This is a genomic window from Mesorhizobium sp. M1227 (genome assembly GCF_040318315.1).
Classification (GTDB): domain Bacteria; phylum Pseudomonadota; class Alphaproteobacteria; order Rhizobiales; family Rhizobiaceae; genus Mesorhizobium.
The window spans coordinates 1-22094 of sequence record NZ_JAMYLZ010000024.1 but is presented as its reverse complement, the minus strand read 5'-3'; the positions used below and the strand labels follow the sequence as shown (position 1 = coordinate 22094).

Here is a 22094-nt window from a genome sequence, read left to right as displayed (position 1 = left end):
GGAAACACCGCTTGGCACCTTGGTGCCGCAGAGAATGCCGCGATTCGGCTTCGCATGCGCCTGCAATGAACTTAAATCACAGACTTAGGCTGACAAGCGGAACAACAGTGACTATTTCGTGACCATGACGGAAGCCGCCGACCATCGTGAAGAGAGCCTGACGGCCGCGACCGAGGCGCGCGGGCTGGAAGCGCTGGTCTCGCGCGCGACGCGCGCCGGTAAGGGGCCGGCGCCGGTGGAACGCTGGAATCCGGCATTTTGCGGCGATCTCGACATGGAAATCAAGCAGGACGGCACCTGGTTCTATCTAGGAACGCCGATCGGCCGGATGCCGCTGGTGCAGCTTTTTTCCTCAGTGCTGCGCAAGGACGCGGACGGCAGGACTTACCTGGTGACGCCGGTGGAAAAGGTCGGCATCCGCGTCGCCGACGCGCCCTTCATTGCCGTCGAGATGGACGTGTCGGGCGTCGCCGACGGACAAATCATCACCTTTCGCACCAATGTCGGCGACGTGGTCGAGGCTGGGGCGGGACACCCGCTGCGCTTCGTCGATGAGGACGAGACAGGTGGCCTGAAGCCTTATGTGCTGGTGCGCGGGCGGCTGGAGGCGCTGGTGGCACGGCCGGTGATGTACGAGCTGGTCGAGCACGGCGAAGAGATCGACATCGGTGGCAAGAGGATGTTTGCCGTCCGTTCCAAAGGCGAGGTCTATCCAATCATGCCGGCTGAGAAACTGAAACGGCTGAGCGCATGATGGACCGCCTATGATGGATCAGGTGATGCCGTTGCCGTTTTCCGTTGCCGGGTTTCGCCAGCGCGTCGCGGCGCAGCCGCTGGCGCATGCCGGCGACGATTTTGGCGACCACCGCTTCAATCCGGGCCATCCCAGGCTGAAGCTGGCCAAGGCGCTGCGCGATGCCGCCGTGCTGATCCCGGTGGTCGATCATGGCCATGAAGCCACGGTCCTTTTGACCAGGCGGGCGGAAAAGCTGCGCAACCATTCGGGGCAGGTGGCTTTCCCCGGTGGTACCATCGATCAAACCGATGCGAGCCCGGAAGCGGCGGCGTTGCGCGAGACATTCGAGGAGATCGGTCTCGATAGGGATTACATCGAGATTGTCGGCCGTCTGCCGGACTACGTTTCCGGCAGCGGCTATCGCATCGCCCCGGTGCTCGGGATTGTGCGGCCCAGTTTCAGCCTGACGCTGAATTCCGACGAAGTCGATGCCGTCTTCGAGGTGCCGCTGGGCTTTCTGATGGACCCCGCCAATCACACCAGAGACAGTCGCATGTGGAACGACCTCGAATGGTTCTATTACGAGATGCCCTATGGCGGCCAGCGCATCTGGGGCGTCACCGCGGGCATCATCCGTACGCTTTATGAAAGGCTCTATTCGTGAGCGATCCAGTGTCGATCGCCGGCAAGGCCGGGTGGCTCGGCGAACGCCACCTGCAGCGCCTGCTCGCCGCGCTGACTGATGGCGGCGAGGAGGCGCGTGTCGCCGGCGGTGCGGTGCGCAACGCGCTCATCGGCCAGCCGGTCGCCGACATCGACATCGCCACCACCACGGTGCCCGAGGAAACCATCCGGCGCGCCGAGGCGGCAGGCTTCAAGACGGTACCGACCGGCATCGAGCATGGCACAGTCACCGCGGTCGGCCACGGCAAGGCCTATGAGGTCACCACGCTGCGTGCCGATATCGAAACCGACGGCCGGCGCGCCAAAGTGTCGTTCGGCCGCGACTGGAAAGCCGACGCTGAGCGGCGTGATTTCACCATCAATGCACTCTATGCCGAAGCCGATGGAACGGTCGTCGATCTGGTCGGCGGTATCGCCGATATCGAAGCGCGGAGGCTGCGATTCATCGGCGATCCGGAAGCGCGTATCCGCGAGGATTATCTGCGCATCCTGCGTTTCTTCCGTTTCTTCGCATGGTATGGCGACGGCAGGCCGGATGCCGAAGGGTTGAAGGCTTGTGCCCGGCTGAAGCAGGGGCTCGACCAGCTCTCGGTCGAGCGCGTCTGGTGGGAATTGAAGAAATTGCTGTCAGCGCCAGATCCGTCGCGGGCGCTGCTGTGGATGCGCCAGGCCGGCGTTCTGACCGCCGTTTTGCCGGAAAGCGAGAAATGGGGCATCGATGCCATCCACGGGCTGACCAAGACCGAGAAGGATCTGGCCTGGGCGCCGGACCCGCTGCTCAGGCTGGAAGCCATCGTGCCGCCGGACGCCGCGCGCATGAAAACGCTTGCCGAGAGATTGAGGCTTTCGGTGAGCGAAGCAAGCCGGCTGCGGAATTGGGCGATCACGGCTGCCGTCGATCCGAAAGCGACCGAAGGAGAGTTGGCGAAAAGGCTTTATTTTGGCGACCGCCAAGGCTTTGTCGATCGGTTGCGGCTGTTGCTCGCTTCCGCTCGAGCCCGCGCGGTCGAAGACAATGACGCACTGCTCGAAGCCGGCGGCTTCTCGCGCCTGCTTGCCTTCGCTGCAAAATGGCAAAACCCTGTTTTTCCGGTCAAGGGCGCCGATCTGACGACGCTTGGCGCATCACCGGGGCCGAAGCTTGGTGCAACGTTGAAGAATCTCGAAAAGGAATGGGTCGAGTCCGGTTTTGCGCTTGATCGCGGCGCGCTGCTCAAGCGCGCCGCGGAGGCACTCGAATCCTGACCGTCACGCTGCGTCGCGGACCTTTACCGTCACGCTGCGTCGCGGACCTTTTCGATGCGCGAGCGGATCGCCTCGATCATCGTCTCGCGGATCACCGTCTCGCCGTGCGTCTCGCGCAGATGCTCGACGGCACGGCGCATGACCTCAGCCTCCTCCTCGGCGCGTGTGTGCCACTCGCAGCCGGGTACGAGCGACCCGCAATGGAATTCCTTCATCGGCTTCTCCTCATCTCCTCCTTGGAGCGCCGCACAGCGCACTGACACGGAAGCTCCAGACCTTTGATTGCGCGATCCGGAAACCGCGTACGGAATCCGGGCTACACGCTGGCCAGCTAAGCATAACACGATCGAACCGTTTTGGTTGCCTTAGAGTGCCGTGCGTCCAAGCCGACACGCGGCCCTCTAGTGATCGGGTTGCGAAAAGGCGGAGCATCGCTGCTCCGCCCTCTTACGCCACCCAGGAGTAAGACCTCGTCTTGCTCCAGCGGGCAGGACATCACTTCACGATCTTGACTGCCTCGGCAATTTTATCCTTGCCGCTCATATCCCACGTGACGCGGACCTTTTCGCCGACCTTCAGGCCAGGATCCTTGAAGGTCTGGGGCAACGTAAAGGTGGCTCCGTTATCCAGAACTAGGCTCATCGCCGTTCCATCAAAGCTTTTGATCGTGCCGGTGGTGTGTTTGACCGCAGCGAATGCGGCAGTACCAGAGGCGAGGACGGCAGCGGCGGCTGCGGTCATAATAAGCTTGCGCATGGCATGCTCTCCTGGAAAATGCGGGCACCGCTTGGGAAAGGTGCCCCATTCAATCATGGGCCGTCCGGTCACGTCGGGTCGCGGCTCTCGGGAGTAAAGAACCGCCGGCGTTTCCCGGCCCGAGGCGACAAATAGCCCAATCTTTACAATGGTATATTAGACGAAAAAGATATTTTCTGGCGCGCCTTGCGCCACATTCGCCGTCAAATTCTGGGGATTTGGACCCGATTGCGGCTCACGTCGTGCTCACCGAGATTTTACGGCCATTTCGCTTCTGGCGGCAGGCTGGACAGGATCGAGGCGACATTGCCGCCGGTCTTCAGCCCGAAGATGGTGCCGCGATCGTGAAGCAAGTTGAATTCGACATAACGGCCGCGGCGGATGAGCTGCTCGTCACGGTCGCCATCGGTCCAGTTGTCATTGAAGTTGGCGCGCACCAGATGTTCGTAGACGACGAGAAAAGATCGCCCGACGTCCTGGACGAAGTTGAAATCGGCGTCCCAGCCGCCTTTGTCCGCATCCGAATGCAGCCAGTCGAAGAAGATACCGCCGGTACCGCGTGGCTCGTCGCGGTGCGGCAGGTAGAAGTACTCGTCGCACCAGGCTTTGAATTTCACGTAGTCGGCGATCGCCGCGTTCTTCTCGCAGGCAAATTGCATCGCTCTGTGGAAGGCGATCGTGTCGGGGTCGTCCTGGCTGCGGCGGCGGTCGAGCACCGGTGTCAGGTCGGCGCCGCCGCCGAACCACTGGCGCGAGGTGACGACCATGCGCGTGTTCATATGCACGGCCGGCACGTTGGGGTTCCACGGATGGGCGATCAGCGAAATGCCGCTTGCCCAGAAGGAGGGGTCCTCTTCGGCGCCCGGCATTTGCTTCCTGAATTCGGGCGAGAACTCGCCGTGGACGGTCGAGGTGTGGACGCCGACCTTCTCGAAGACGCGGCCGTGCATCATCGACATGATACCGCCGCCGCCCTTGCCGGCATCGCGTTGCCACGGCGTCTTTTCGAAGCGGCCGGGAGACCAGCTAGCCTGCGGCCCCTGCAGGTCCTGCTCGATCTGCTCGAAGCTGGCACAGATGCGCTCGCGCAACGTCTCGAACCACAGCCGTGCCTTCGTCTTCTTCTGTTCGATGTCGGCTGGCAGCCCCGCCGGTATCTCGGGTCGTTGCAAATCCTGTCTCCGGTTGCGGGCGCGCCCGACAAATGACTCGTCTTTTCCGGCCGCGATCCCTAATCTCTTGGGTGCAAGGGTCACGTGTGAATGGAGTTCTTTAGTGCGCACCCCGGCAAGACCGCCGCTGGATGGCCTGAAGAAGAGGCTCGACCGTTCGCGCGCCGAGAACGCGCGCATGCCGCGCGACGGCTTCCTGCGCGAGACGTTCGTGCTGCCGCGCTCCGATGCTCGTCTCAAGGCGAAGGAATGGTTCGAGCGCTTTCCCAAGCAGGCCTATTGGACCGAGATCGAAAGCTGGTTCGAGCGGCCGGGCGACGTCATCGAATTCACCATCAGGCGGCTGCCGGCGGCCGATTAACGCTCCGGTCTCGAGGCTGAACGTATCAGGGCTAGTTCATCTGCCCTGAACGATCTTGATAAACACGCTTCTGTCGCCCGTTCCGAGATGCGCTCTTTTCATCTCGGCATACGTCAGGCGCCCATTCGCGAAGGCCCGCACGGTTCTTCCGCACCAGACACGTGGCGCCGCGGCTGCGCTGACATTCATGATCTTGCCAGCTTCCTGCTTCGAACTGAGAGGCGATTGGTCCGAATGCCTGATGCATTCCGTAAGCACTTTCTTATACATGGCAGGACTGCCCTGAACCAAAGTCCTTGCCGTATTCCATTCACCTTCGCTCGGCATGCATCCAGCCAACACAATGGCGCCAAGCAACGCGGCGTAAGTCTTGTATGCAAATTTCAATTCTGCCCCCAAGGTTAGTTGCAGGGGCGTATCAAGCACGGGCACATGAACTTCACAAGACTGTATAGTGACTAACGGACAGGATAAGTTCGCTGAACCCGTCCAGACCGTCATGGCTTCAACGCACGACCAGCCTGCGGGCGCCCGCGCCGTCCCTTGCCAGCCTGTCGTTCTTATTCCGCAGCGGACATTTGTCGATCGACATGCAGCCGCAGCCGATGCAGTCGCTCAGCCCGTCGCGCAGCTTCTTGAGCTGACTAATTTTCTGGTCGAGGTCGTCGCGCCAAGCCGTCGAAAGCAAGTTCCAATCCTCGCGCGTCGGCGTGCGGCCCTCGGGCAGTGACGCAAGGGCCGTGCCGATCTCGGCCAGTGAGATACCGACCTCCTGCGCTACCTTGATGATCGCGACACGGCGCAGCACGTCGCGGCCGTAGCGCCGCTGGTTGCCTGACGTCCGGTGGCTGCGGATCAGCCCGCGGGCCTCATAGAAATGTAGCGCCGACACCGCCACACCGCTGCGCATGGCCACTTGGCCGACCGTCAATTCCGTTACCGGTGCCATCCCTCTTTTTCCGTTCCGATTTTTTTCGCTTGACCTCAAGTTAAGTTGAGCTTGTAGCGAAGAAACCCGGGATCTGCAAACCAAGGAGATGGTGATGTGCGCCTGGGCCAGGATGACGGGAGACGGAGTGCCGTTATCAGTTGCCGGATGGCTTCACCCGCCACCATGGCGACGGAAAGCGCGACGTTGATGCTGCGCGCAGCGTCTTGCATGGGAATGGTCAATTGGGCATCCGCCGCTTGATGGACAAGATCCGGAACGCCTGCGGATTCGCGGCCGAACAGAAGAATGTCGTCATCGCCGAAGGCGAAGCTGGTGTAAGGGGTCGTGGCTTTGGTCGACAGCAGCAACAGCCGCCGCTTGGCAAGCTTGCGCCAGTCCTCGAAGGCGTGCCAGTCGACATGCCGGGTGAGCGCCGCCATTTCGAGGTAGTCCATGCCGGCCCGTTTCAGCGCCCGGTCACCGAGCGGGAAGCCCGCCGGTTCGATGATGTCGACGCCGAGACCGAGGCAAGCGGCGAAGCGCAGGATTGTCCCGGTGTTGCCGGCGATATCAGGCTGGTAGAGCGCGATACGGAGACGGTCGTTCATTTCCGCGTCTTTCTAATAAGTGGCAGATCAGCCACAGAGCTCTCGCGGTTTTGGAAATTCCTGGACTGGCGGGTGGTCATTTTCTGCGAAGTCGGTTATACGGCCAGCATTGTCAACCCGAACCGATGGAGGGGTAATTCATGATGGCCATGCACATCCACCACCCCTCTCGTGGGCTTACCAGCCCGACGGCGGTTTCGGTACGACGATTCTCCTGACCTTTTAGACTTCAATCGCACCGATTCCCGCCGAAACCTTTTTCGGCCTTTGAAGGAATCCTGCGATGTTTTTCAAGCTGTGGAAGGGGCTGAACGCCCCACCTGAACACGCTTCGACCGATGCCACCCTTTGCCGCGCCGCGCGTGCCCGCGGCCTGGGTTGGTTCACCCTTCTACCTGCATCTTCAACTGGAGGACGGACCGATGTTCGATCCCTGTAGAATACCCGGCTCAAGAAGCCTGCACGAGCGGAAGACTGCGACCTGGGCGCTTTTGATCGGCGAGACCTACTCGTCGGCGGTTCACGCCGAGACCCGCCGGCGTCCGCATCGCGGTATGCTGCCGGACGTCGATTTCTCGCGCGCCGTTCCGGACTATTGCCGGCCGTCGCTGGTGCGCCGGATCATCAGGCTGATCCGGCCTGGTGCAAAAACCAGCGCGAAAATCCGGATCGTCAAAACGTCGTCAGCATCGTCAAACGAGACTGTCGGCGAAAGGCCCGCGACAACCTATATAGCGCGAAGCAGGACCGGCGAGGCGGACGATTCCGTATCGCCGGTCCTTGACGCCATGCGGTCTGGGCACCCCGTCCGTTCGCGTGCCGCGTGAGCGGAAACAGGTATTATGAGCATCTCTATGTTTAGCTGGTTTGAAAAAAGGCTCGATCCGTTCCCTGCCAAGGAGCCGGTCGAGCCGCCGCGGACACTGATCGCCTTCTGCGTGCATTATACGCGCGGCGCGTGGCCCTACATCGCACTCGATGCGGTACTGGTGACGGCCATCGCCCTTGCCGAGGTGTGGATGTTCGGCTTCATGGGCCGGATCGTCGACTGGCTCTCCGGACAGAATCGCGAGACGTTCCTGCAGACCGAAGGCTTGAAGCTGGCCGGCATGGCCTTCATCGTGGTTTTCGCGCTGCCGGCGACGGTCTGGTTCCATTCGCTGCTCAACCAGCAGACGCTGATGGGTAATTATCCGATGCGTATCCGCTGGCAGGTGCATCGTTACCTGCTCAAGCAGTCGATGAGCTTCTATCAGGACGAGTTTGCCGGGCGCATCGCGACCAAGCTGATGCAGACCGCGCTCGCGGTGCGCGAGTGCGTCATCAAGCTCATCGATGTGCTCAACTATATCGTCGTCTATTTTCTCGGCATGCTGTTCATTGTCGGCTCGGCAGACTGGCGGCTGGCTGCGCCGCTTGCCGTCTGGCTTGCCGGATATGTCCTGCTGTTGCGCTATTTCATCCCGCGGCTGGGCAAGGTCGGCGAGGAGCAGGCTAATGCGCGCTCAACCATGACCGGCCGTGTCGTCGACAGCTACTCCAACATCCAGACGGTCAAGCTGTTCTCGCATGCGCGGCGCGAGGCATCCTTCGCCAAGGACGGTATGGCTGGCTTTCTCGATACAGTCTACCGGTCGATGCGGTTGGTGACGCAGCTCTACGGCCTGCTCTACGTCCTGAATTCGCTGCTGTTGTTTTCGGTCACTGCAATCTCGCTATGGCTGTGGCTCGGCCAAGCCGTGACGATCGGCGCCGTCGCCCTGGTCATCGGCCTCGTGCTTCGGCTCTGGGGCATGTCGCAATGGATCATGTGGGAGATGTCCACGCTGTTCGAGAATATCGGCACGGTGCAGGACGGCATCGCCTCGATCTCGCTGCCGCGCCTCGTCGAAGACCGGCCTGGCGCCAAGGATATTGCCGTGACCAAGGGGGAGATCCGTTTTGAGGACATCCGCTTCCACTATGGCAAGCAGAAGGGCGTGATCGAAAGCCTGTCGCTGACGGTGAAGCCGGGCGAGAAGGTCGGCATCGTCGGCCGTTCGGGTGCCGGCAAGTCGACGCTGGTCAATCTTCTGTTGCGCTTCTATGACCTCGAAAGCGGCAAGGTCCTGATCGACGGCCAGGACATTGCGGCGGTGACGCAGGACTCGCTGCGCGCCCAGATCGGCATGGTCACGCAGGACACCTCGCTGCTGCATCGCTCGGTGCGCGAGAATATCCTCTATGGCCGGCCGGACGCCAGCGACCAGATGCTGATCGAGGCGGCGCGGCGCGCCGAGGCGCTGGATTTCATCGCCGGATTGTCGGATTCTAACGGTCGAAAGGGTTTCGACGCGCATGTCGGTGATCGCGGCGTCAAATTGTCCGGCGGCCAGCGGCAACGCATCGCCATAGCCCGTGTCATGCTGAAGGACGCACCAATCCTTATCCTCGACGAAGCGACCTCCGCCCTCGATTCCGAGGCCGAGGCGGCCATCCAGGAGAACCTCTACAGACTGATGCAAGGCAAGACCGTCATCGCCATTGCGCACCGGCTGTCGACGATCGCCGCCATGGACCGGCTCGTCGTCATGGACAAGGGCCGCGTCATCGAGGAAGGTTCGCATGAGGAACTGGTTGCCAGCGGCGGGCTCTACGCCCAGCTCTGGCAGCGCCAGTCGGGCGGCTTCCTGCTCGACGACGGCCCCTCCGCCAACGATGCAGCCGCCAACGATGCAATCGCCAAGGGTGAAGCCGCCGAATGATGACTGCCATCTACCGCTGGTTCGAGAACTGGGTCTATCCATTCCGCGAGCCTGCGGACCTTCGGCCACCTGCCGGCGTCAGGGGTTTCCTCTGGCATTATGTCGGGCAGGCGAAGATCGCCTTCTTCGCCATGCTGGTGATCGGCGGCATCGCGCCGCTGGTCGAAGCCGGACTGTTCTATTTCGTCGGGCGGCTGGTCGACATCCTCGACCAGCTTCCCGGTGAACGCAGCTGGCACGCTCTGTGGACTGCCGCCGGCCCGGAACTTGTCTTCATGATCGCGGTGGTGCTGGTCATCCGCACCATTGTCGTCGGCCTGTCGGCGCTGGTCGACGAGCAGACGATCACGCCGGGTTTCTATAATCTGGTGCGCTGGCAGGCGCATCGCCATGTCTCGCGCCAATCCTACGCCTTCTTCCAGAACGACTTTGCCGGGCGTATCGCGACCAAGGTCTGGCAGGCGGGACAGGCGACCGGCGATCTGATGGAAAGCTTCATCGAGGTGGTCTGGTTCATGGTCGTCTATACGGTGACGACGCTGGCGCTGGTCGCCGGGCTCGATCTCCGGCTGGCGGTGCTGGTGGTGATCTGGATTACCGCCTTCGGCTTTCTGGCCAGGCGCTATTTGCCGGCAATCCGCAAACATGCCGAAGCCACCGCCGAAGCCGGCTCGATGATCACCGGCCGCCTTGTCGATTCCTATTCGAACGTGCAGACGTTGAAACTGTTCTCGGCCGATGGCGACGACCGCTACATCAGGAACGGCTTCGACATCTATCTCGACGCGCTGCGCCCGTTCACCCGCAGGCTGACCGGCGTGCGCATGGCGCTGACGATGCTGTCGGGCATTATGATCACGGCGATCGCCTGCTTTGCCGTTTATCTCTGGGTCGAGGGTGCGATCACAGTCGGCGCCGTGGCTTTCACGCTGTCTTTGGTGCTGCGGCTGAACATGCTGCTCGGCCGGCTGATGATGCAGCTCAACGGCATCTTGCGGAACCTCGGCGTGCTGGAGAATTCCAAGGCGCTGATCTCACAGCCGCTCGGCCTGACCGATGCGCCGGACGCGAAAGAGCTTGTCGTCGGCGGCGGGCGTATCAACGTCAACAATGTCGAGTTCCACTACGGCAAGGGGTCCGGCGTGCTCAACGGCATCGACCTCGTCGTGCGGCCGGGCGAAAAGGTCGGCCTGGTCGGCCCGTCCGGCGCCGGCAAGACGACCTTGGTCAATCTGATCCTGCGCCTCTACGACCTCGAGAGCGGCAAGATCACCATTGACGGGCAGGACGTCTCCAGGGTCACGCAGAATTCGCTGCGCGCCAATATCGGCGTCGTCAGCCAGGATACGGCACTTTTCCACCGCTCGCTGCGCGACAACATCAAGCTCGGCATGCCGGAAGCGACCGACGCCGAGGTGGTCGCGGCAGCGAAGAAGGCCGAGGCGCACGAGTTCATCCTCGGTCTGCGCGACAATCGCGATCGTATCGGCTACGAGGCCTATGTCGGCGAGCGCGGCGTCAAGCTCTCCGGCGGCCAGCGCCAGCGCGTGGCGATCGCCCGCGTCTTCCTCAAGGATGCACCGATACTGGTGCTCGATGAGGCGACCTCGGCGCTCGATTCCGACATCGAGGCGGCGATCCAGGAAAATCTGGCAAGGCTGATGGAAGGCAAGACGGTCATCGCCATCGCGCATCGGCTGTCGACCATTGCGGCACTCGACCGGCTGGTGGTGCTCGACGAGGGCCGCATCGTCGAGCAAGGCACGCATGACGAGCTGGTCGGGCTCGACGGGCTCTATGCCAGGCTGTGGAAGCGGCAGTCCGGCGGTTTCCTGTTCAACGAGGAGAGCGCGCTGGCCGAGACCCGGCCGGCGGAGTAGTTTCTAAAGACCGGAGTAGACCATGATGGTGAGAATGCCATCGAATTTCGGACGGTCCGGCGCGCAGGAGAGCGCGTTGGACCTGCTTGGCCATGAAATCCTCGGCGAGAAGGCGGCCGCGCTCGGCCGCGCCGGCCGGCGCGTCGAGGAAACATTGACGAGGCTGCGCGAGAATTGCGACGATGTCGACCGCGCCCGGCTGCTCAGGGATGCAGCCGAAGCGGTGCACGGGTATTTCATCCAGCGCGAACTCTGCGGCCTGCGCAAGCACGACGCGGTGATCCGGGAATACAACAAGGCCGTGCTGGCAAGGCTCGGCGCCAGCGCATGATCCGAACCGGAACTGGTTTGGGAAGCGTTATTCCAGCCACTCGGTGATGAAGCTGCCGTTCTCGTGTATGTCGGTGGTTTCCAGCGGGCCTGGCCCGAGATTGGTGAATTTGTGCGGCGTGTTCGGCGGTACGACCAGGATCTGGCCGGCGGTGGCCTCGATCTGCCGGTCGCCGATGGTGAACAGGCCGGTGCCGGTCCGGATGATAAAAATCTCGCAATAGGGATGGCTGTGCAGCCTGGGGCCGCCGCCGATGTCAGGCAGGTAGTTGAAGATCAGGCAGCTGCGGGAGCCGTAAGCTCCGCCTTGCAGCTCGCCCTGCCAGTGGTCGGGCCAGCGGTCGGGCGCTTCGGCCCATTTGCCGCGGTCTATGACATGCGCCATAGGCCGAGGATAAACCGGGCGAGCGCCAGATGTCGAGGCGAACGCAGCCATTTGGTTTTGCTGCTGTTTTCCAATCGTTCCGCCGTGCGAATTACGCCCCCGCGACAATCTGCCCTTGTGCCTTCACCCGTCTGGACAAAAACAGGCTTCACGCATAAACCCAAGTCCCAAATGCCGGAGGAATTCGCTAGCCTGTTCGCCATGCGCTGTCGGGCCGGCGCGATTGAGCGGGGAACAAGGCTCGGCCGCCGGCACGGAAGAGGCGAAAGGATCAGGCACCCGTGAGCGCAACCGACACCCAGGATCCCAACCGTCGTGATTTTCTCTACGTCGCCACCGGCATGGCCGCAGTGGTCGGCGCGGGCGCCGTTGCCTGGCCATTCATCGACCAGATGCGACCGGATGCCTCGACGCTGGCGCTCGCCTCGGTCGAGGTCGACGTCTCCTCGCTGACGCCGGGAATGTCGCTCGTCGTGAAGTGGCGCGGCAAGCCGGTTGTCGTGCGCAACCGCACCGAAAAAGAGATGAGGGACGCCGAGGCGGTCAATCTCGCCGAACTCAAAGATCCAATTGCCCGCAACGCCAACCTGCCGGCCGACGCGCCGGCAACCGACGCCAACCGGACCACGCCGGGCAAGGAAGCCTGGATGGTGATGGTCCAGGTCTGCACCCATCTTGGCTGCATCCCGCTCGGCCAGGAAGGCGATTTCGGCGGCTGGTTCTGCCCATGCCACGGTTCGCAATACGATACGGCCGGCCGCATCCGGAAGGGACCGGCGCCCGAGAACATGGCGGTGCCGGTGTTTCAATTCGTTTCCGACACCAAGATCCGTATCGGCTGAGGCAAGGGATATTTCGATGAGCGAGGGACACTCGACCTATACGCCCAAGACCGGCATCGGACGCTGGTTCGATTCGCGCATGCCGCTGCCGCGGCTGGTCTATGACAGCTTCATCGCCTATCCGGTGCCGCGCAACCTGAACTATGCCTGGACCTTCGGCGGCATCCTTGCGCTCATGCTGGCGGCGCAGATCCTGACCGGTATCGTGCTGGCCATGCACTATGCGGCCGACAGCACTCTCGCCTTCGATTCGGTCGAGAAGATCATGCGCGACGTGAATTCGGGCTGGCTGCTGCGCTACCTGCATTCGAACGGCGCGTCGTTCTTCTTCGTCGCCGTCTACATCCATATCTTCCGCGGGCTCTACTACGGCTCCTACAAGGCACCGCGCGAGTTGCTGTGGATACTCGGCTGCATCATCTACCTCTTGATGATGGCGACCGGGTTCATGGGCTACGTGCTGCCCTGGGGCCAGATGAGCTTCTGGGGCGCTACTGTCATCACCGGCTTCTTCACCGCCATCCCGTTGGTCGGCGACTGGATCCAGCAGCTTTTGCTCGGCGGCTTCGCGGTCGACAATCCGACGCTGAACCGCTTCTTTGCGCTGCATTACCTGCTGCCGTTCATGATCGCCGGCGTTGTCGTGCTGCACATCTGGGCGCTTCACGTCGTCGGCCAGAACAATCCGACCGGCATAGAGGTCAAATCGAAGACCGACACGCTCGCCTTCACGCCTTACGCGACCATAAAGGACGGGTTCGGCATGATCGTGTTCCTGTTCGTCTTCGCCTATTTCGTCTTTTATCTGCCGAACTATCTCGGTCATCCGGACAATTACACCGTTGCCAACCCCCTGAAGACGCCGGCCCACATTGTGCCGGAATGGTACTTCCTGCCGTTCTACGCGATCCTGCGCGCTATCACCTTCAATATCGGGCCCATCAACTCCAAGCTCGGCGGCGTGCTCTGCATGTTCGGCGCGATTGTCATGCTGTTCCTAGTGCCGTGGCTCGACACCTCGAAGGTGCGCTCGGCAGTCTACCGGCCCTGGTACAAGCTGTTCTTCTGGCTGTTCGTGGCCGACGCCATCCTGCTCGGCTGGCTGGGCTCGCAGCCGGCCGAGGGCAGCTATGTATTCATGGCGCAGATGGCGACGCTGTTCTACTTCGCCTTCTTCCTGGTAGCGCTGCCGGTGCTCGGGCTGATCGAAAAGCCGCGGCGGCTGCCGAACTCGATCACCGAGGCGGTGCTCGAGAAGAACAAGGGCGGCGGTGGACATCCTGCCGGCGCCACGACCGCGCCGGAAACCAAGGGCTGAGCATGATTCCGAAAAGTGGAAACCGGTACTCGGACAAGGTCATGCTCGAGACGGTGACGGCGCGTCAGAGAATCTCAAGGGGATTTGGCATGAAGAAGATTCTCTCCTCGCTGGCGCTGCTTGGCCTTTTGGCCGCGGGCATGGGTGCCGCAAGCACTGGAGCCAGCGCCCAGGAAGAGGCGCACAATGAGGCGGCGCCGACGCATTTCCCGATACACGAACCGGAGGAAATGGATTGGAGCTTCGCCGGGCCATTCGGCACCTACGACAAGGCCCAGCTGCAGCGCGGGCTGAAGGTCTACAAGGAAGTCTGCTCGGCCTGCCATTCGATGAATTTGGTGGCGTTCCGTACACTGGAGGGCCTTGGCTATTCGGATGCGCAGATCAAGACGCTGGCGGCCGAATATACGATCCATGACGGACCGAACGATGCCGGCGACATGTTCGATCGTCCCGGCAAGCCGTCCGACCATTTCCCGGCGCCGTTCCCCAATGTGGAGGCGGCGGCGGCGGCAAATGGCGGCGCAGCACCGCCCGACATGTCGCTGCTGGCAAAGGCGCGCGGGGTCGAACGCGGCTTCCCGCGCTTCGTCTTCGATATCTTTACCCAGTATGCCCAGGGCGGCCCCGACTACATCCACTCGCTGCTGACCGGCTACGATCAGCAGCCGCCGGCGGGCATGGTCATACCAGAAGGCACGTACTACAATCCGTACTTCCTGTCCGGCGTGTCGCTGAAGATGCCGAAGCCGCTCTCTGACGGCCAGGTAACCTATGATGACGGCGCGCCGCAGACGGTCGACCAGTATTCGCGTGACGTGTCCGCCTTCCTGATGTGGGCGGCCGAGCCACACCTCGAGGACCGCAAGAAGACCGGCTTTCGCGTACTGGTCTTCCTGCTGCTGTTCGGCGCACTGGTCTACCTGACCAAACGCAAGGTGTGGGCCGGCGTGGCGCACTGAGCCCTGCGATCTACGAGAATGCGAGGGCGTCGAAAGACGCCCTTCTCATTGCAGGCATGTCGATTCATCGCTGCCGGCGCAGAGTGGCCCCTTTGCCGGACAATTTTCCGTCAGGCGTCACATGGCGGTAGCCGGACTTAGCTGCACCGGGTTACGATTGGCCCATTCCCTTCACGTCTTCAGCCGAATCTGAAAGGCCCGGAGAGCCGCTTGATGAAATCCTCGCTCGAAGAGACGCTGCTTGCCGCGATCCGCACCATTCCGGATTATCCCAAGCCGGGCATCCTGTTTCGCGACATCACCACGCTGCTCGGCAATGCGCGGGCCTTCCGCCGCGCCATCGACGAACTGGTGCATCCCTATGCCGGCCTCAAGATCGACAAGATCGCCGGCATCGAGGCGCGCGGCTTCATCCTCGGCGGCGCCATCGCCCACCAGCTCTCGGCCGGCTTCGTGCCGATCCGCAAGAAGGGCAAGTTGCCTTCCGAGACGGTGCGCGTCGCCTACAGCCTGGAATACGGGCTGGACGAGATGGAGATGCACAAAGACGGTGTTTCTCCAGGCGAGAAGGTAATCCTCGTCGACGATTTGATCGCCACCGGCGGCACGGCCGAGGCGGCCGTCAAGCTATTGCGGCAGATCGGCGCCGACATCCTCGCCGCCTGCTTCGTCATCGACCTGCCGGACCTTGGCGGCCGCGAGAGGTTAGAGGCGCTCGGCGTACCGGTGAGGACGCTGATCGGGTTTGAGGGGCATTGAGCGTTTCTTCCTTCTCCCCTTCTTGTGGAGTAGGGAAGAACTCCGGTCACTCCACCTTCACCAGCACGGCACTTTCGAATTCGATGACCTTGTCGCCGGTCGAATCGAAGGCCTCCGAGCGGAGCGTCAGCAGCCGCCAGCCCGGTCGCGAGGCGATGGGGCGATGGGCCAGCGCGGTGCGGGTGAAAGTCACGGTTTCCCCGGCATAGACAGGTTTGGGCCATTTGAGGTTCTTGAAGCCGGGCGAGGGACCGAATTCCGGCACCGGCCCGGGACCGGGCCAGCGAGCGACCTCTGCCTCTATGCCAGCCTGGAGGTTCAATTTCATCCAGGTGGCGGCGGTGTGCCAGCCCGAGGCGCAGAGCCCGCCGAATATGCTGTTCCTCGCCGCCTCTTCGTCGATATGGAATATCTGCGGGTCGTATTTGCGGGCGAACGCCTTGATCGCCTCCGGTTCGAATCGATGTGAACCGAGCGCGACGGTGATGCCGATGCAGAAGAATTCGTCGAGGCTCACGCACTGCCCTCGCGGGTGAGGAACATGACGGTGTTTTCGAGCTCGAAAACACCTTCGCCGCGCTGGTTGAACAACTCGCTGCGCATGGTCACCAGGCCAAGGCGGGGTTTCGATCTGGACACTCGCTTGGCAAGGACGGTGGTGCTGCCGGTCAACAGGTCGCCGGCCAGGACCGGCCGTTTCCATTTGACCTGGTCGACGCCCGGCGCGCCCTGGGAGGTCGAGTCGAGCAGGAAGGCATCGCACAGCATGCGCATGAACATGGCGCAGGTGTGCCAGCCTGAAGCCGCCAGCCCGCCGAGGATGCTGGCCTTGCCCGCGGCCTCGTCGAGATGCATCGGCTGGGCATCGAACTCGTTGGCGAATTCTATGATTTCGGCGGCGCTTACCAACTTGGTGCCGAGGTCGAGCGAAGCGCCCTCGACAAAATCCTCATAAGCCCAGGTCTTTGCGGTCATGGTCTGGAAATCCTGTTCAGGATTGTACGATCGCTACGGGTCCGGGTCCCGGATGCAGGCAGGGCGGCATTTGGTCAAGCAATTTCTATTGCGCCAGCCCGCTGCGCCCAAGCCGCAGCGCGGTATTGACGACCCTATAGCCAGCCGCGGCGGCGGAAATACCAGAAGGGCAGGATCGCCGAAAGCACCATCATGCCGATGGCGAAGGGATAGCCAAAGTGCCATTTGAGCTCAGGGATGATGTCGAAATTCATGCCGTAGATCGAAGCGACAAGCGTCGGCGGCAGGAAGATGACAGCGGCGACGGAGAAGATCTTGATGATGGCGTTCTGCTCGATCGAGATCATGCCGAGCGTCGCGTCGAGCAGGAAGCTGATCTTCTGCGACAGGAACGTGGCGTGGTCGGCGAGCGACAGCACGTCGCGCGACAAGGTCTTGATGCGAGCGCGGGTATCCTTGCTCATCCGGCTTTGCGTGGAGGCATGGGCGAGAAAGCCGGCAAGGCGCTGCAGCGAGATTAGGCTGTCGCGGATCGAGGAGGCGAGGTCCTCCTTGCGGCCAATGCCTTTCAACAGCTCCTGGAAGTCGCGGTTGCGCTTGGAAACCTTGGTCGAGCGTGCCTCGAAGATGTCGCGCGAGATCGCCTCGACGTCGCGGCCGGCGCGCTCCAGAATGTCGGCGAGGCGGTCGACGATCGCCTCCAGCAGTCCGATCAGGATGGTGTCGCCGCTGGTGCAGCCGGTCGCCACCTTCTCGGCGCGCAGCGGAAAGGTCTTGAACGCCTTCGGCTCGTGGTAACGCACGGTGATCAGCCTGCTTCCGGCGAGCACGAAGGTGACCGGCGACATCAAGGGATCGTTCACCTCGGTCTGCGCAGGCAGAATGGCGGTCATGAAGTAGGCGCCGTCCTCGACGTAGAGACGGCTCGAGATCTCGATCTCCTCCATCTCTTCCCGCGTCGGAACGGCGATGCCGAGCCAGGTCTCGATTGTCGTCTCTTCTTCCTTTGTCGGGTTGAAGAGGTCGACCCAGACGACAGTGTCGCTGTTTTGCACGAGATCGTCGACCAGGCGCAGGCGATCATTGTCGACGACGAAGGCCTTGATCATCGCCGGGGTCTCCCTTGCTGTTGCCAAAGAGCGTTCGTTTGGAGGGGGCGCGTCAGTCATATCGCACGGACACGGGCAGGCGAGGCGCGAGGCCGGTGCAGAGGCCCCTTAGACCCCGCACGATGGCCCGTCAAGCAGCGCAAGAGCCACTGCGACGCCCTGCTTTGAAGTTTGTCATCGAGCGACGGCAATGGTGACCATTGGGCTCCCTCGCCGGCTCAGGTGTTGAACTTGAACAGCATGATGTCGCCGTCCTGGACGACATACTCCTTGCCTTCGTCGCGCGCCTTGCCGGCCTCCTTGGCCGCGACTTCGCCGCCCAGCCTGACGAAGTCCTCATAGGCGATGGTCTGGGCGCGGATGAAGCCGCGCTCGAAATCGGTGTGGATGACGCCTGCCGCCTGCGGCGCCTTGGCGCCCTTGTGCACGGTCCAGGCGCGTGTCTCCTTGGGGCCAACGGTAAAGTAGGTGATGAGCTGGAGCAGCTCGTAGCCGGCGCGGATGACCTTGTTCAGGCCGGGTTCGTCCAGACCGAGCGTTGCCAGGAATTCCATTTCCTCTTCGTCCGAGAGCTGGGCGACCTCGGCCTCGATCGCCGCGGAAATCACAACGGCGCGGGCACCTTGCGCGGCGGCCATCTTCTCGACCGCCCTGGTATGCGCGTTGCCGGTGGCGGCATCGGCTTCCGCGACGTTGCAGACGTAAAGCACCGGGTGTGAGGTCAAGAGATTCAGCCCCTGCAGGATGCGTAGATCCTCAGCCGAGATGCCGTTGAGCAGGATGCGGGCGGGCTTGCCGGCCTGCAGCAGTTCAAGCGCCGCTTCCATCATCGGAAGTGCGGTCGCTGCTTCCTTGTCCTTGCCGGCGGCACGCTTGCGGATCTGCACGATGCGGCGCTCAAGGCTGTCGAGGTCGGCAAGCATCAATTCGGTTTCGACGGTCTCGGCATCAGCGACAGGATCGATGCGGCCCTCGACATGGGTGACGTCGTCATCCTCGAAGCAGCGCAGCACATGGACGATGGCGTCGACCTCACGGATGTTGGCGAGGAATTGGTTGCCAAGCCCTTCGCCTTTGGAGGCGCCACGCACCAGGCCGGCAATGTCGACGAACGAGATGCGGGTCGGGATGATCTCCTTCGACTTGCCGATCGCGGCGATCTTCTGCAGGCGCGGGTCGGGCACCGCCACCTCGCCGGTATTCGGTTCGATGGTGCAGAACGGATAATTGGCGGCCTGCGCGGCCGCCGTCCTGGTCAACGCATTGAAGAGCGTCGACTTGCCGACATTGGGCAAGCCAACGATGCCGCATTTGAAACCCATTTTTGTCTGGTCCTATCGGGAAATCGAAATTTAATCAGGGCTATGGGCGAAAGCCCCGATGATCGTCAAGGCGCAATTCAATTCAGACGCTGCGCGATGTCATCGGTGCCTATCGCCAACGAACGAACGCCGGACCTGCTCAGTATTTGCAGAAGATGCCAGAACGCGTCGACCTCAGCGGTTCCGAAATCGATGGTCAGTTGCCCCTCGAGCAATTGCGCACTGTGAATGACGTTTCCGACGGTCTCCGATGTTTCACGCTCGCTATCGATATCGAACCAGCCGCGAAACCATTCGTCGAAGAGATCGCCGTCGAGCTCATTTATAGGGAATTTAAAATGAACCTCATCCCACCTGAAAGGTGAGATGAGGACATCCATTCCACCCATCCCGGCGTGAATATCCGGAGAGAATTTCACATAGGAATCGCTGTTGATGAATTGCGGATTTGGCTGTCCGTCATTACTGACGAAATCAACCGCGATGAAATTTCGATAGAAGGAATCGACGTTCGAAAACTTGATTTCGGTCGCATGCGATCCTTGGCTGTTGCGAGCAAGTTCGCCGGCAGCGGTGACGAAATAATCAACATACTTCTGTCTGATGAGACGGACCAATTCCTGAATGTCATCCAGATCCATGGCTCAGTCCTTGCCGCCAAAAAGCTTCTTCAGCATGGCCGCCATCGGGCCGGTTTCGGGCAGCTTGGCCGCCGGCTGCTGCGGCCGCGCCTGGCGGACGTGGCTTTGCGCCTTTGGCGCCTTGGGCGGCGGGCGATCGTCGTCGTCCGTCGGCGTGAGCTTGTCGCGCAGCGCCAGCGTCACGCGGTTCATGAACGAATTGTCGTCGCCCTTGGCAAGCAATCCGGCACCATCGGCGATTGCGTCGAGCAGCACGTCCAGCCATTCGCGGTCGCCCTTGGCGAAATCGCCAAGCACATGGCCGTGCACCATTTCCTTGACGCCGGGATGGCCGACGCCGATGCGCACACGGCGAAAATCCTTGCCGACGTGCTGGTCGAGCGAGCGGATGCCGTTGTGGCCGCCGGAACCGCCACCGACCTTGACCCGCACCTTGCCGGCGGCAAGGTCGATCTCGTCATAAAAGACAGTCAGCGCCGAAGGGCCGAGCTTGTAGAAGCGCAAGGCTTCGCCGACCGCCTGGCCGGACAGGTTCATGAAGGTCTGCGGCTTGATCAGGATCACCTTTTCGCCGGCAAGCGTGCCTTCGGCAATCAGACCCTGGAATTTCTTCGACCAAGGCGAAAAGGAATGGCGGCGGGCGATCGCGTCCGCCGCCATGAAGCCGACATTGTGCCGGTTGTTGGCGTATTTCGCGCCCGGATTGCCGAGGCCTGCAAAGACAAGCATCGTCGCCTCCGGGCGGGAAGGGGTTACTTCTCTTCGGCGGCAGGAGCCGCTTCGGGCGCAGCCGCTTCAGTCGTCTCTTCCGCAGCCTCCGGCTTCATCGCCGAGGAGCCGGCAATGGTCGCGATGGTGAAGTCGCGGTCGGAGATCACCGGCTTGACGCCGGCCGGCAAGGTGACGGCCGAAATGTGGATCGAATCGCCGATATCGGTACCGGTGAGATCGACGGTGATGAAATCCGGGATCGCATTGGCCGGGCAGTGGAACTCGACCTCGTGGCGCACGATGTTGAGCACGCCGCCGCGTTTGATGCCGGGCGACTTGTCTTCATTGATGAAGTGCACGGGCACATCGACGTTGACTTCGGTATCCTTGCCGATGCGCAGGAAATCGACATGGACAGGGAAATCCTTGACCGGGTCGAGCTGAAAATCCTTGGGCAGAACCTGGATCTTGTTGCCGTCGACATCGATCGTGGCGACCGTGGTCAGAAACCCGCCGCCATGGATCTTGTAGTAGATGTCCTTGTAGGTCAGCGCAATCGCCAGGGGAGGCTGCTTGTCGCCGTAAATCACTGCAGGCACTTTACCGTTGCGGCGAACTGCACGGGCGGACCCCTTACCGACCTGTTCGCGCGCTTCGGCCTTGAGCTCGTAAGTATCGTGGCTCATGGCATTTCCTTTCGCGTTGTTCTGGAGCGTTCGCGGCCGGCAACGTGCCGGGGCCGTAAACGTCGAAAGCCGACATAGCTGACGCATGACCTGGTCCGAAAACCGGAATCCACTTTTCGGGATCATGCGGGAAGGCGGCCTTCCGCCGCGTTGCCTCCAAGGGTGTCTACGCGGGTGGCGGCTCTATAGCGGAAGGCGGCGCGAGGTGCAAGCGGGCGGCCCATCAGGCCGGAAGTAGCAATGCCGAAAGCGATGCTGCAACGTACGGCCCAACCCCGAAAGACAGATGGGCCATAAGGCTGCGCAGGCGCGCAGTGCGCGGGTTGGGAACTTTCGAAGCCGCGATGCCGATCCCAAAAGCCGGTTGCATCACGAAGAACGGGCGACGATGGTGCGACCAACAGGGCCGGAAGCACTGTCGGGTGCCGTGCCCAGTCGAGGCCCCACACTCCAATCAGCGCTGCGGCAAATACGATGCCGGTCGCGTAATGCGCACTCCATCCAATGGCGGTATCCAATGGCGGTTTCGCCGCGAACGCGGGCAGCTTGTGCGATATTCGCATGTGCAAAACGTCCATGTGGAAAGTGCCCGATCCAGCGGCCGACCCAGGCGTAATCAAGCGGTGGAATCGCGAACATTCGCTTCAGAAACCATCCCCAGAGGTCCATCAGGGCTGTCGCGCCGATTCCAACGACGGCCGCACGAACAACGAACTCCAACATTTTGGCATCTCTTGTTTCACCCGTTGTCGCCTATTGTCGTGGAGTCCAGTGCGTTCTTTCGCCCGACGCCTTGGCAATCCTCAGGGCACGAGGCTGGGCCCCGCGCCGGTTCAGTTGTGTGCGTCAAGTTCTGCAAAATGGCGTGGCATTGCGGTGACATCGGCGTGTCCGCCGCGCAGCCCCCGTGTTTAGCGGAGCGGCGGACACATGACGG

The 22094-nt window shown here is 62.0% G+C and carries 26 protein-coding genes and 2 pseudogenes; 12 read left to right on the top strand and 16 right to left on the bottom strand.

Annotated elements, in window-relative coordinates; genetic code table 11:
• Positions 1–124: 124 nt before the first annotated feature.
• The 3 genes from NKH28_RS23480 to NKH28_RS23470 are packed head-to-tail and all read left to right on the top strand — an operon-like array spanning position 125 to position 2665.
• Positions 125–754, top strand: coding sequence for a DUF1285 domain-containing protein (locus tag NKH28_RS23480; protein WP_352980569.1), 630 nt, complete (start codon positions 125–127; stop codon positions 752–754).
• 13 nt (positions 755–767) lie between these two features.
• On the top strand, positions 768–1400 hold the full coding sequence (locus tag NKH28_RS23475; RefSeq protein WP_352980568.1) for a CoA pyrophosphatase: 633 nt from the start codon (positions 768–770) through the stop codon (positions 1398–1400).
• Positions 1397–2665 (top strand): CCA tRNA nucleotidyltransferase, encoded by a 1269-nt coding sequence (locus NKH28_RS23470; RefSeq protein WP_352980541.1) that lies wholly within the window; start codon positions 1397–1399, stop codon positions 2663–2665. The genes NKH28_RS23475 and NKH28_RS23470 overlap by 4 nt, the downstream gene beginning before the upstream one ends.
• Positions 2666–2694: 29 nt before the next feature.
• Here the strand turns inward: NKH28_RS23470 and NKH28_RS23465 are convergent, their stop codons facing one another.
• From NKH28_RS23465 to hemF, 3 genes are all read right to left on the bottom strand, one after another.
• The gene (locus NKH28_RS23465; RefSeq protein ID WP_023679490.1) at positions 2695–2880 is read right to left on the bottom strand and encodes a DUF1059 domain-containing protein; all 186 of its coding nucleotides are present in this window, start codon (positions 2878–2880) and stop codon (positions 2695–2697) included.
• 280 nt (positions 2881–3160) lie between these two features.
• Complete coding sequence (locus NKH28_RS23460; protein WP_023679489.1) at positions 3161–3421, bottom strand: DUF1344 domain-containing protein; 261 nt, start codon at positions 3419–3421, stop codon at positions 3161–3163.
• 257 nt (positions 3422–3678) lie between these two features.
• On the bottom strand, positions 3679–4593 hold the full coding sequence (gene hemF, locus NKH28_RS23455) for an oxygen-dependent coproporphyrinogen oxidase (protein ID WP_352980540.1): 915 nt from the start codon (positions 4591–4593) through the stop codon (positions 3679–3681).
• Between the two features lie 103 nt (positions 4594–4696).
• On the opposite strand from hemF, the gene NKH28_RS23450 reads away from it, so the two are divergent.
• Positions 4697–4954 carry a hypothetical protein gene (locus tag NKH28_RS23450; RefSeq protein WP_023679487.1) on the top strand — a complete coding sequence of 86 codons (258 nt, stop codon included), beginning with the start codon at positions 4697–4699 and terminating at the stop codon, positions 4952–4954.
• A 36-nt stretch (positions 4955–4990) separates the two neighbouring features.
• Here the strand turns inward: NKH28_RS23450 and NKH28_RS23445 are convergent, their stop codons facing one another.
• The 3 genes and pseudogenes from NKH28_RS23445 to NKH28_RS23435 form a co-directional block, all read right to left on the bottom strand.
• On the bottom strand, positions 4991–5341 hold the full coding sequence (locus tag NKH28_RS23445) for a hypothetical protein (RefSeq protein WP_352980539.1): 351 nt from the start codon (positions 5339–5341) through the stop codon (positions 4991–4993).
• A 118-nt stretch (positions 5342–5459) separates the two neighbouring features.
• Positions 5460–5903: a redox-sensitive transcriptional activator SoxR gene (gene soxR, locus NKH28_RS23440; RefSeq protein ID WP_352927771.1), complete on the bottom strand. Its 444-nt coding sequence runs from the start codon at positions 5901–5903 to the stop codon at positions 5460–5462.
• A gap of 137 nt (positions 5904–6040) precedes the next feature.
• Positions 6041–6493 (bottom strand): annotated as a pseudogene (locus NKH28_RS23435) (tRNA (cytidine(34)-2'-O)-methyltransferase); the annotation flags it as partial.
• A gap of 338 nt (positions 6494–6831) precedes the next feature.
• Between NKH28_RS23435 and NKH28_RS23430 the strand changes: the two are divergent.
• The 4 genes from NKH28_RS23430 to NKH28_RS23415 are packed head-to-tail and all read left to right on the top strand — an operon-like array spanning position 6832 to position 11448.
• Positions 6832–7320 carry a hypothetical protein gene (locus NKH28_RS23430; RefSeq protein WP_352980538.1) on the top strand — a complete coding sequence of 163 codons (489 nt, stop codon included), beginning with the start codon at positions 6832–6834 and terminating at the stop codon, positions 7318–7320.
• A 27-nt stretch (positions 7321–7347) separates the two neighbouring features.
• Positions 7348–9237 (top strand): ABC transporter ATP-binding protein, encoded by a 1890-nt coding sequence (locus NKH28_RS23425; RefSeq protein WP_352541005.1) that lies wholly within the window; start codon positions 7348–7350, stop codon positions 9235–9237.
• The gene (locus NKH28_RS23420) at positions 9234–11117 is read left to right on the top strand and encodes an ABC transporter ATP-binding protein (protein WP_352683923.1); all 1884 of its coding nucleotides are present in this window, start codon (positions 9234–9236) and stop codon (positions 11115–11117) included. The genes NKH28_RS23425 and NKH28_RS23420 overlap by 4 nt, the downstream gene beginning before the upstream one ends.
• A gap of 22 nt (positions 11118–11139) precedes the next feature.
• Positions 11140–11448, top strand: a complete 309-nt coding sequence (locus NKH28_RS23415) for a DUF6665 family protein (RefSeq protein ID WP_352980537.1) — start codon at positions 11140–11142, stop codon at positions 11446–11448.
• A gap of 27 nt (positions 11449–11475) precedes the next feature.
• On the opposite strand, the gene NKH28_RS23410 is transcribed toward NKH28_RS23415, so the two are convergent.
• Entirely contained in the window at positions 11476–11832 is a 357-nt protein-coding gene (locus NKH28_RS23410; RefSeq protein WP_352469828.1) for a cupin domain-containing protein, read from the bottom strand.
• Positions 11833–12113: 281 nt separating this feature from the next.
• Between NKH28_RS23410 and petA the strand changes: the two genes are divergently transcribed.
• From petA to NKH28_RS23390, 4 genes are all read left to right on the top strand, one after another.
• Positions 12114–12674 carry a ubiquinol-cytochrome c reductase iron-sulfur subunit gene (gene petA, locus NKH28_RS23405; protein WP_352469731.1) on the top strand — a complete coding sequence of 187 codons (561 nt, stop codon included), beginning with the start codon at positions 12114–12116 and terminating at the stop codon, positions 12672–12674.
• Positions 12675–12690: 16 nt separating this feature from the next.
• A complete protein-coding gene (locus tag NKH28_RS23400) occupies positions 12691–13992 on the top strand; it encodes a cytochrome b (protein WP_352541008.1) in 1302 nt (433 codons plus the stop codon).
• An 89-nt stretch (positions 13993–14081) separates the two neighbouring features.
• Entirely contained in the window at positions 14082–14954 is an 873-nt protein-coding gene (locus NKH28_RS23395; protein WP_352772563.1) for a cytochrome c1, read from the top strand.
• Positions 14955–15167: 213 nt separating this feature from the next.
• A complete protein-coding gene (locus NKH28_RS23390; RefSeq protein WP_352469734.1) occupies positions 15168–15713 on the top strand; it encodes an adenine phosphoribosyltransferase in 546 nt (181 codons plus the stop codon).
• Positions 15714–15759: 46 nt separating this feature from the next.
• Here NKH28_RS23390 and NKH28_RS23385 read toward each other — a convergent pair whose 3' ends face one another.
• The 9 genes and pseudogenes from NKH28_RS23385 to NKH28_RS23345 all read right to left on the bottom strand — a co-directional run.
• On the bottom strand, positions 15760–16230 hold the full coding sequence (locus tag NKH28_RS23385; RefSeq protein ID WP_352980536.1) for a MaoC family dehydratase: 471 nt from the start codon (positions 16228–16230) through the stop codon (positions 15760–15762).
• The gene (locus NKH28_RS23380) at positions 16227–16688 is read right to left on the bottom strand and encodes a MaoC family dehydratase (protein ID WP_352921116.1); all 462 of its coding nucleotides are present in this window, start codon (positions 16686–16688) and stop codon (positions 16227–16229) included. The genes NKH28_RS23385 and NKH28_RS23380 overlap by 4 nt, the downstream gene beginning before the upstream one ends.
• 134 nt (positions 16689–16822) lie before the next feature.
• The gene (corA, locus tag NKH28_RS23375) at positions 16823–17797 is read right to left on the bottom strand and encodes a magnesium/cobalt transporter CorA (RefSeq protein WP_352469737.1); all 975 of its coding nucleotides are present in this window, start codon (positions 17795–17797) and stop codon (positions 16823–16825) included.
• 218 nt (positions 17798–18015) lie between these two features.
• A complete protein-coding gene (gene ychF, locus NKH28_RS23370; protein WP_352772573.1) occupies positions 18016–19119 on the bottom strand; it encodes a redox-regulated ATPase YchF in 1104 nt (367 codons plus the stop codon).
• A gap of 77 nt (positions 19120–19196) precedes the next feature.
• The gene (locus tag NKH28_RS23365) at positions 19197–19760 is read right to left on the bottom strand and encodes a hypothetical protein (RefSeq protein ID WP_352770921.1); all 564 of its coding nucleotides are present in this window, start codon (positions 19758–19760) and stop codon (positions 19197–19199) included.
• A gap of 3 nt (positions 19761–19763) precedes the next feature.
• Entirely contained in the window at positions 19764–20489 is a 726-nt protein-coding gene (gene pth, locus NKH28_RS23360; RefSeq protein ID WP_352850303.1) for an aminoacyl-tRNA hydrolase, read from the bottom strand.
• A gap of 23 nt (positions 20490–20512) precedes the next feature.
• The gene (locus tag NKH28_RS23355; protein ID WP_352469743.1) at positions 20513–21157 is read right to left on the bottom strand and encodes a 50S ribosomal protein L25/general stress protein Ctc; all 645 of its coding nucleotides are present in this window, start codon (positions 21155–21157) and stop codon (positions 20513–20515) included.
• 223 nt (positions 21158–21380) lie between these two features.
• The gene (locus tag NKH28_RS23350) at positions 21381–21527 is read right to left on the bottom strand and encodes a DUF2938 family protein (RefSeq protein WP_352980567.1); all 147 of its coding nucleotides are present in this window, start codon (positions 21525–21527) and stop codon (positions 21381–21383) included.
• 82 nt (positions 21528–21609) lie between these two features.
• Positions 21610–21720: pseudogene (locus NKH28_RS23345) on the bottom strand (DUF2938 domain-containing protein); the annotation flags it as partial.
• Between the last annotated feature and the right edge of the window lie 374 nt (positions 21721–22094).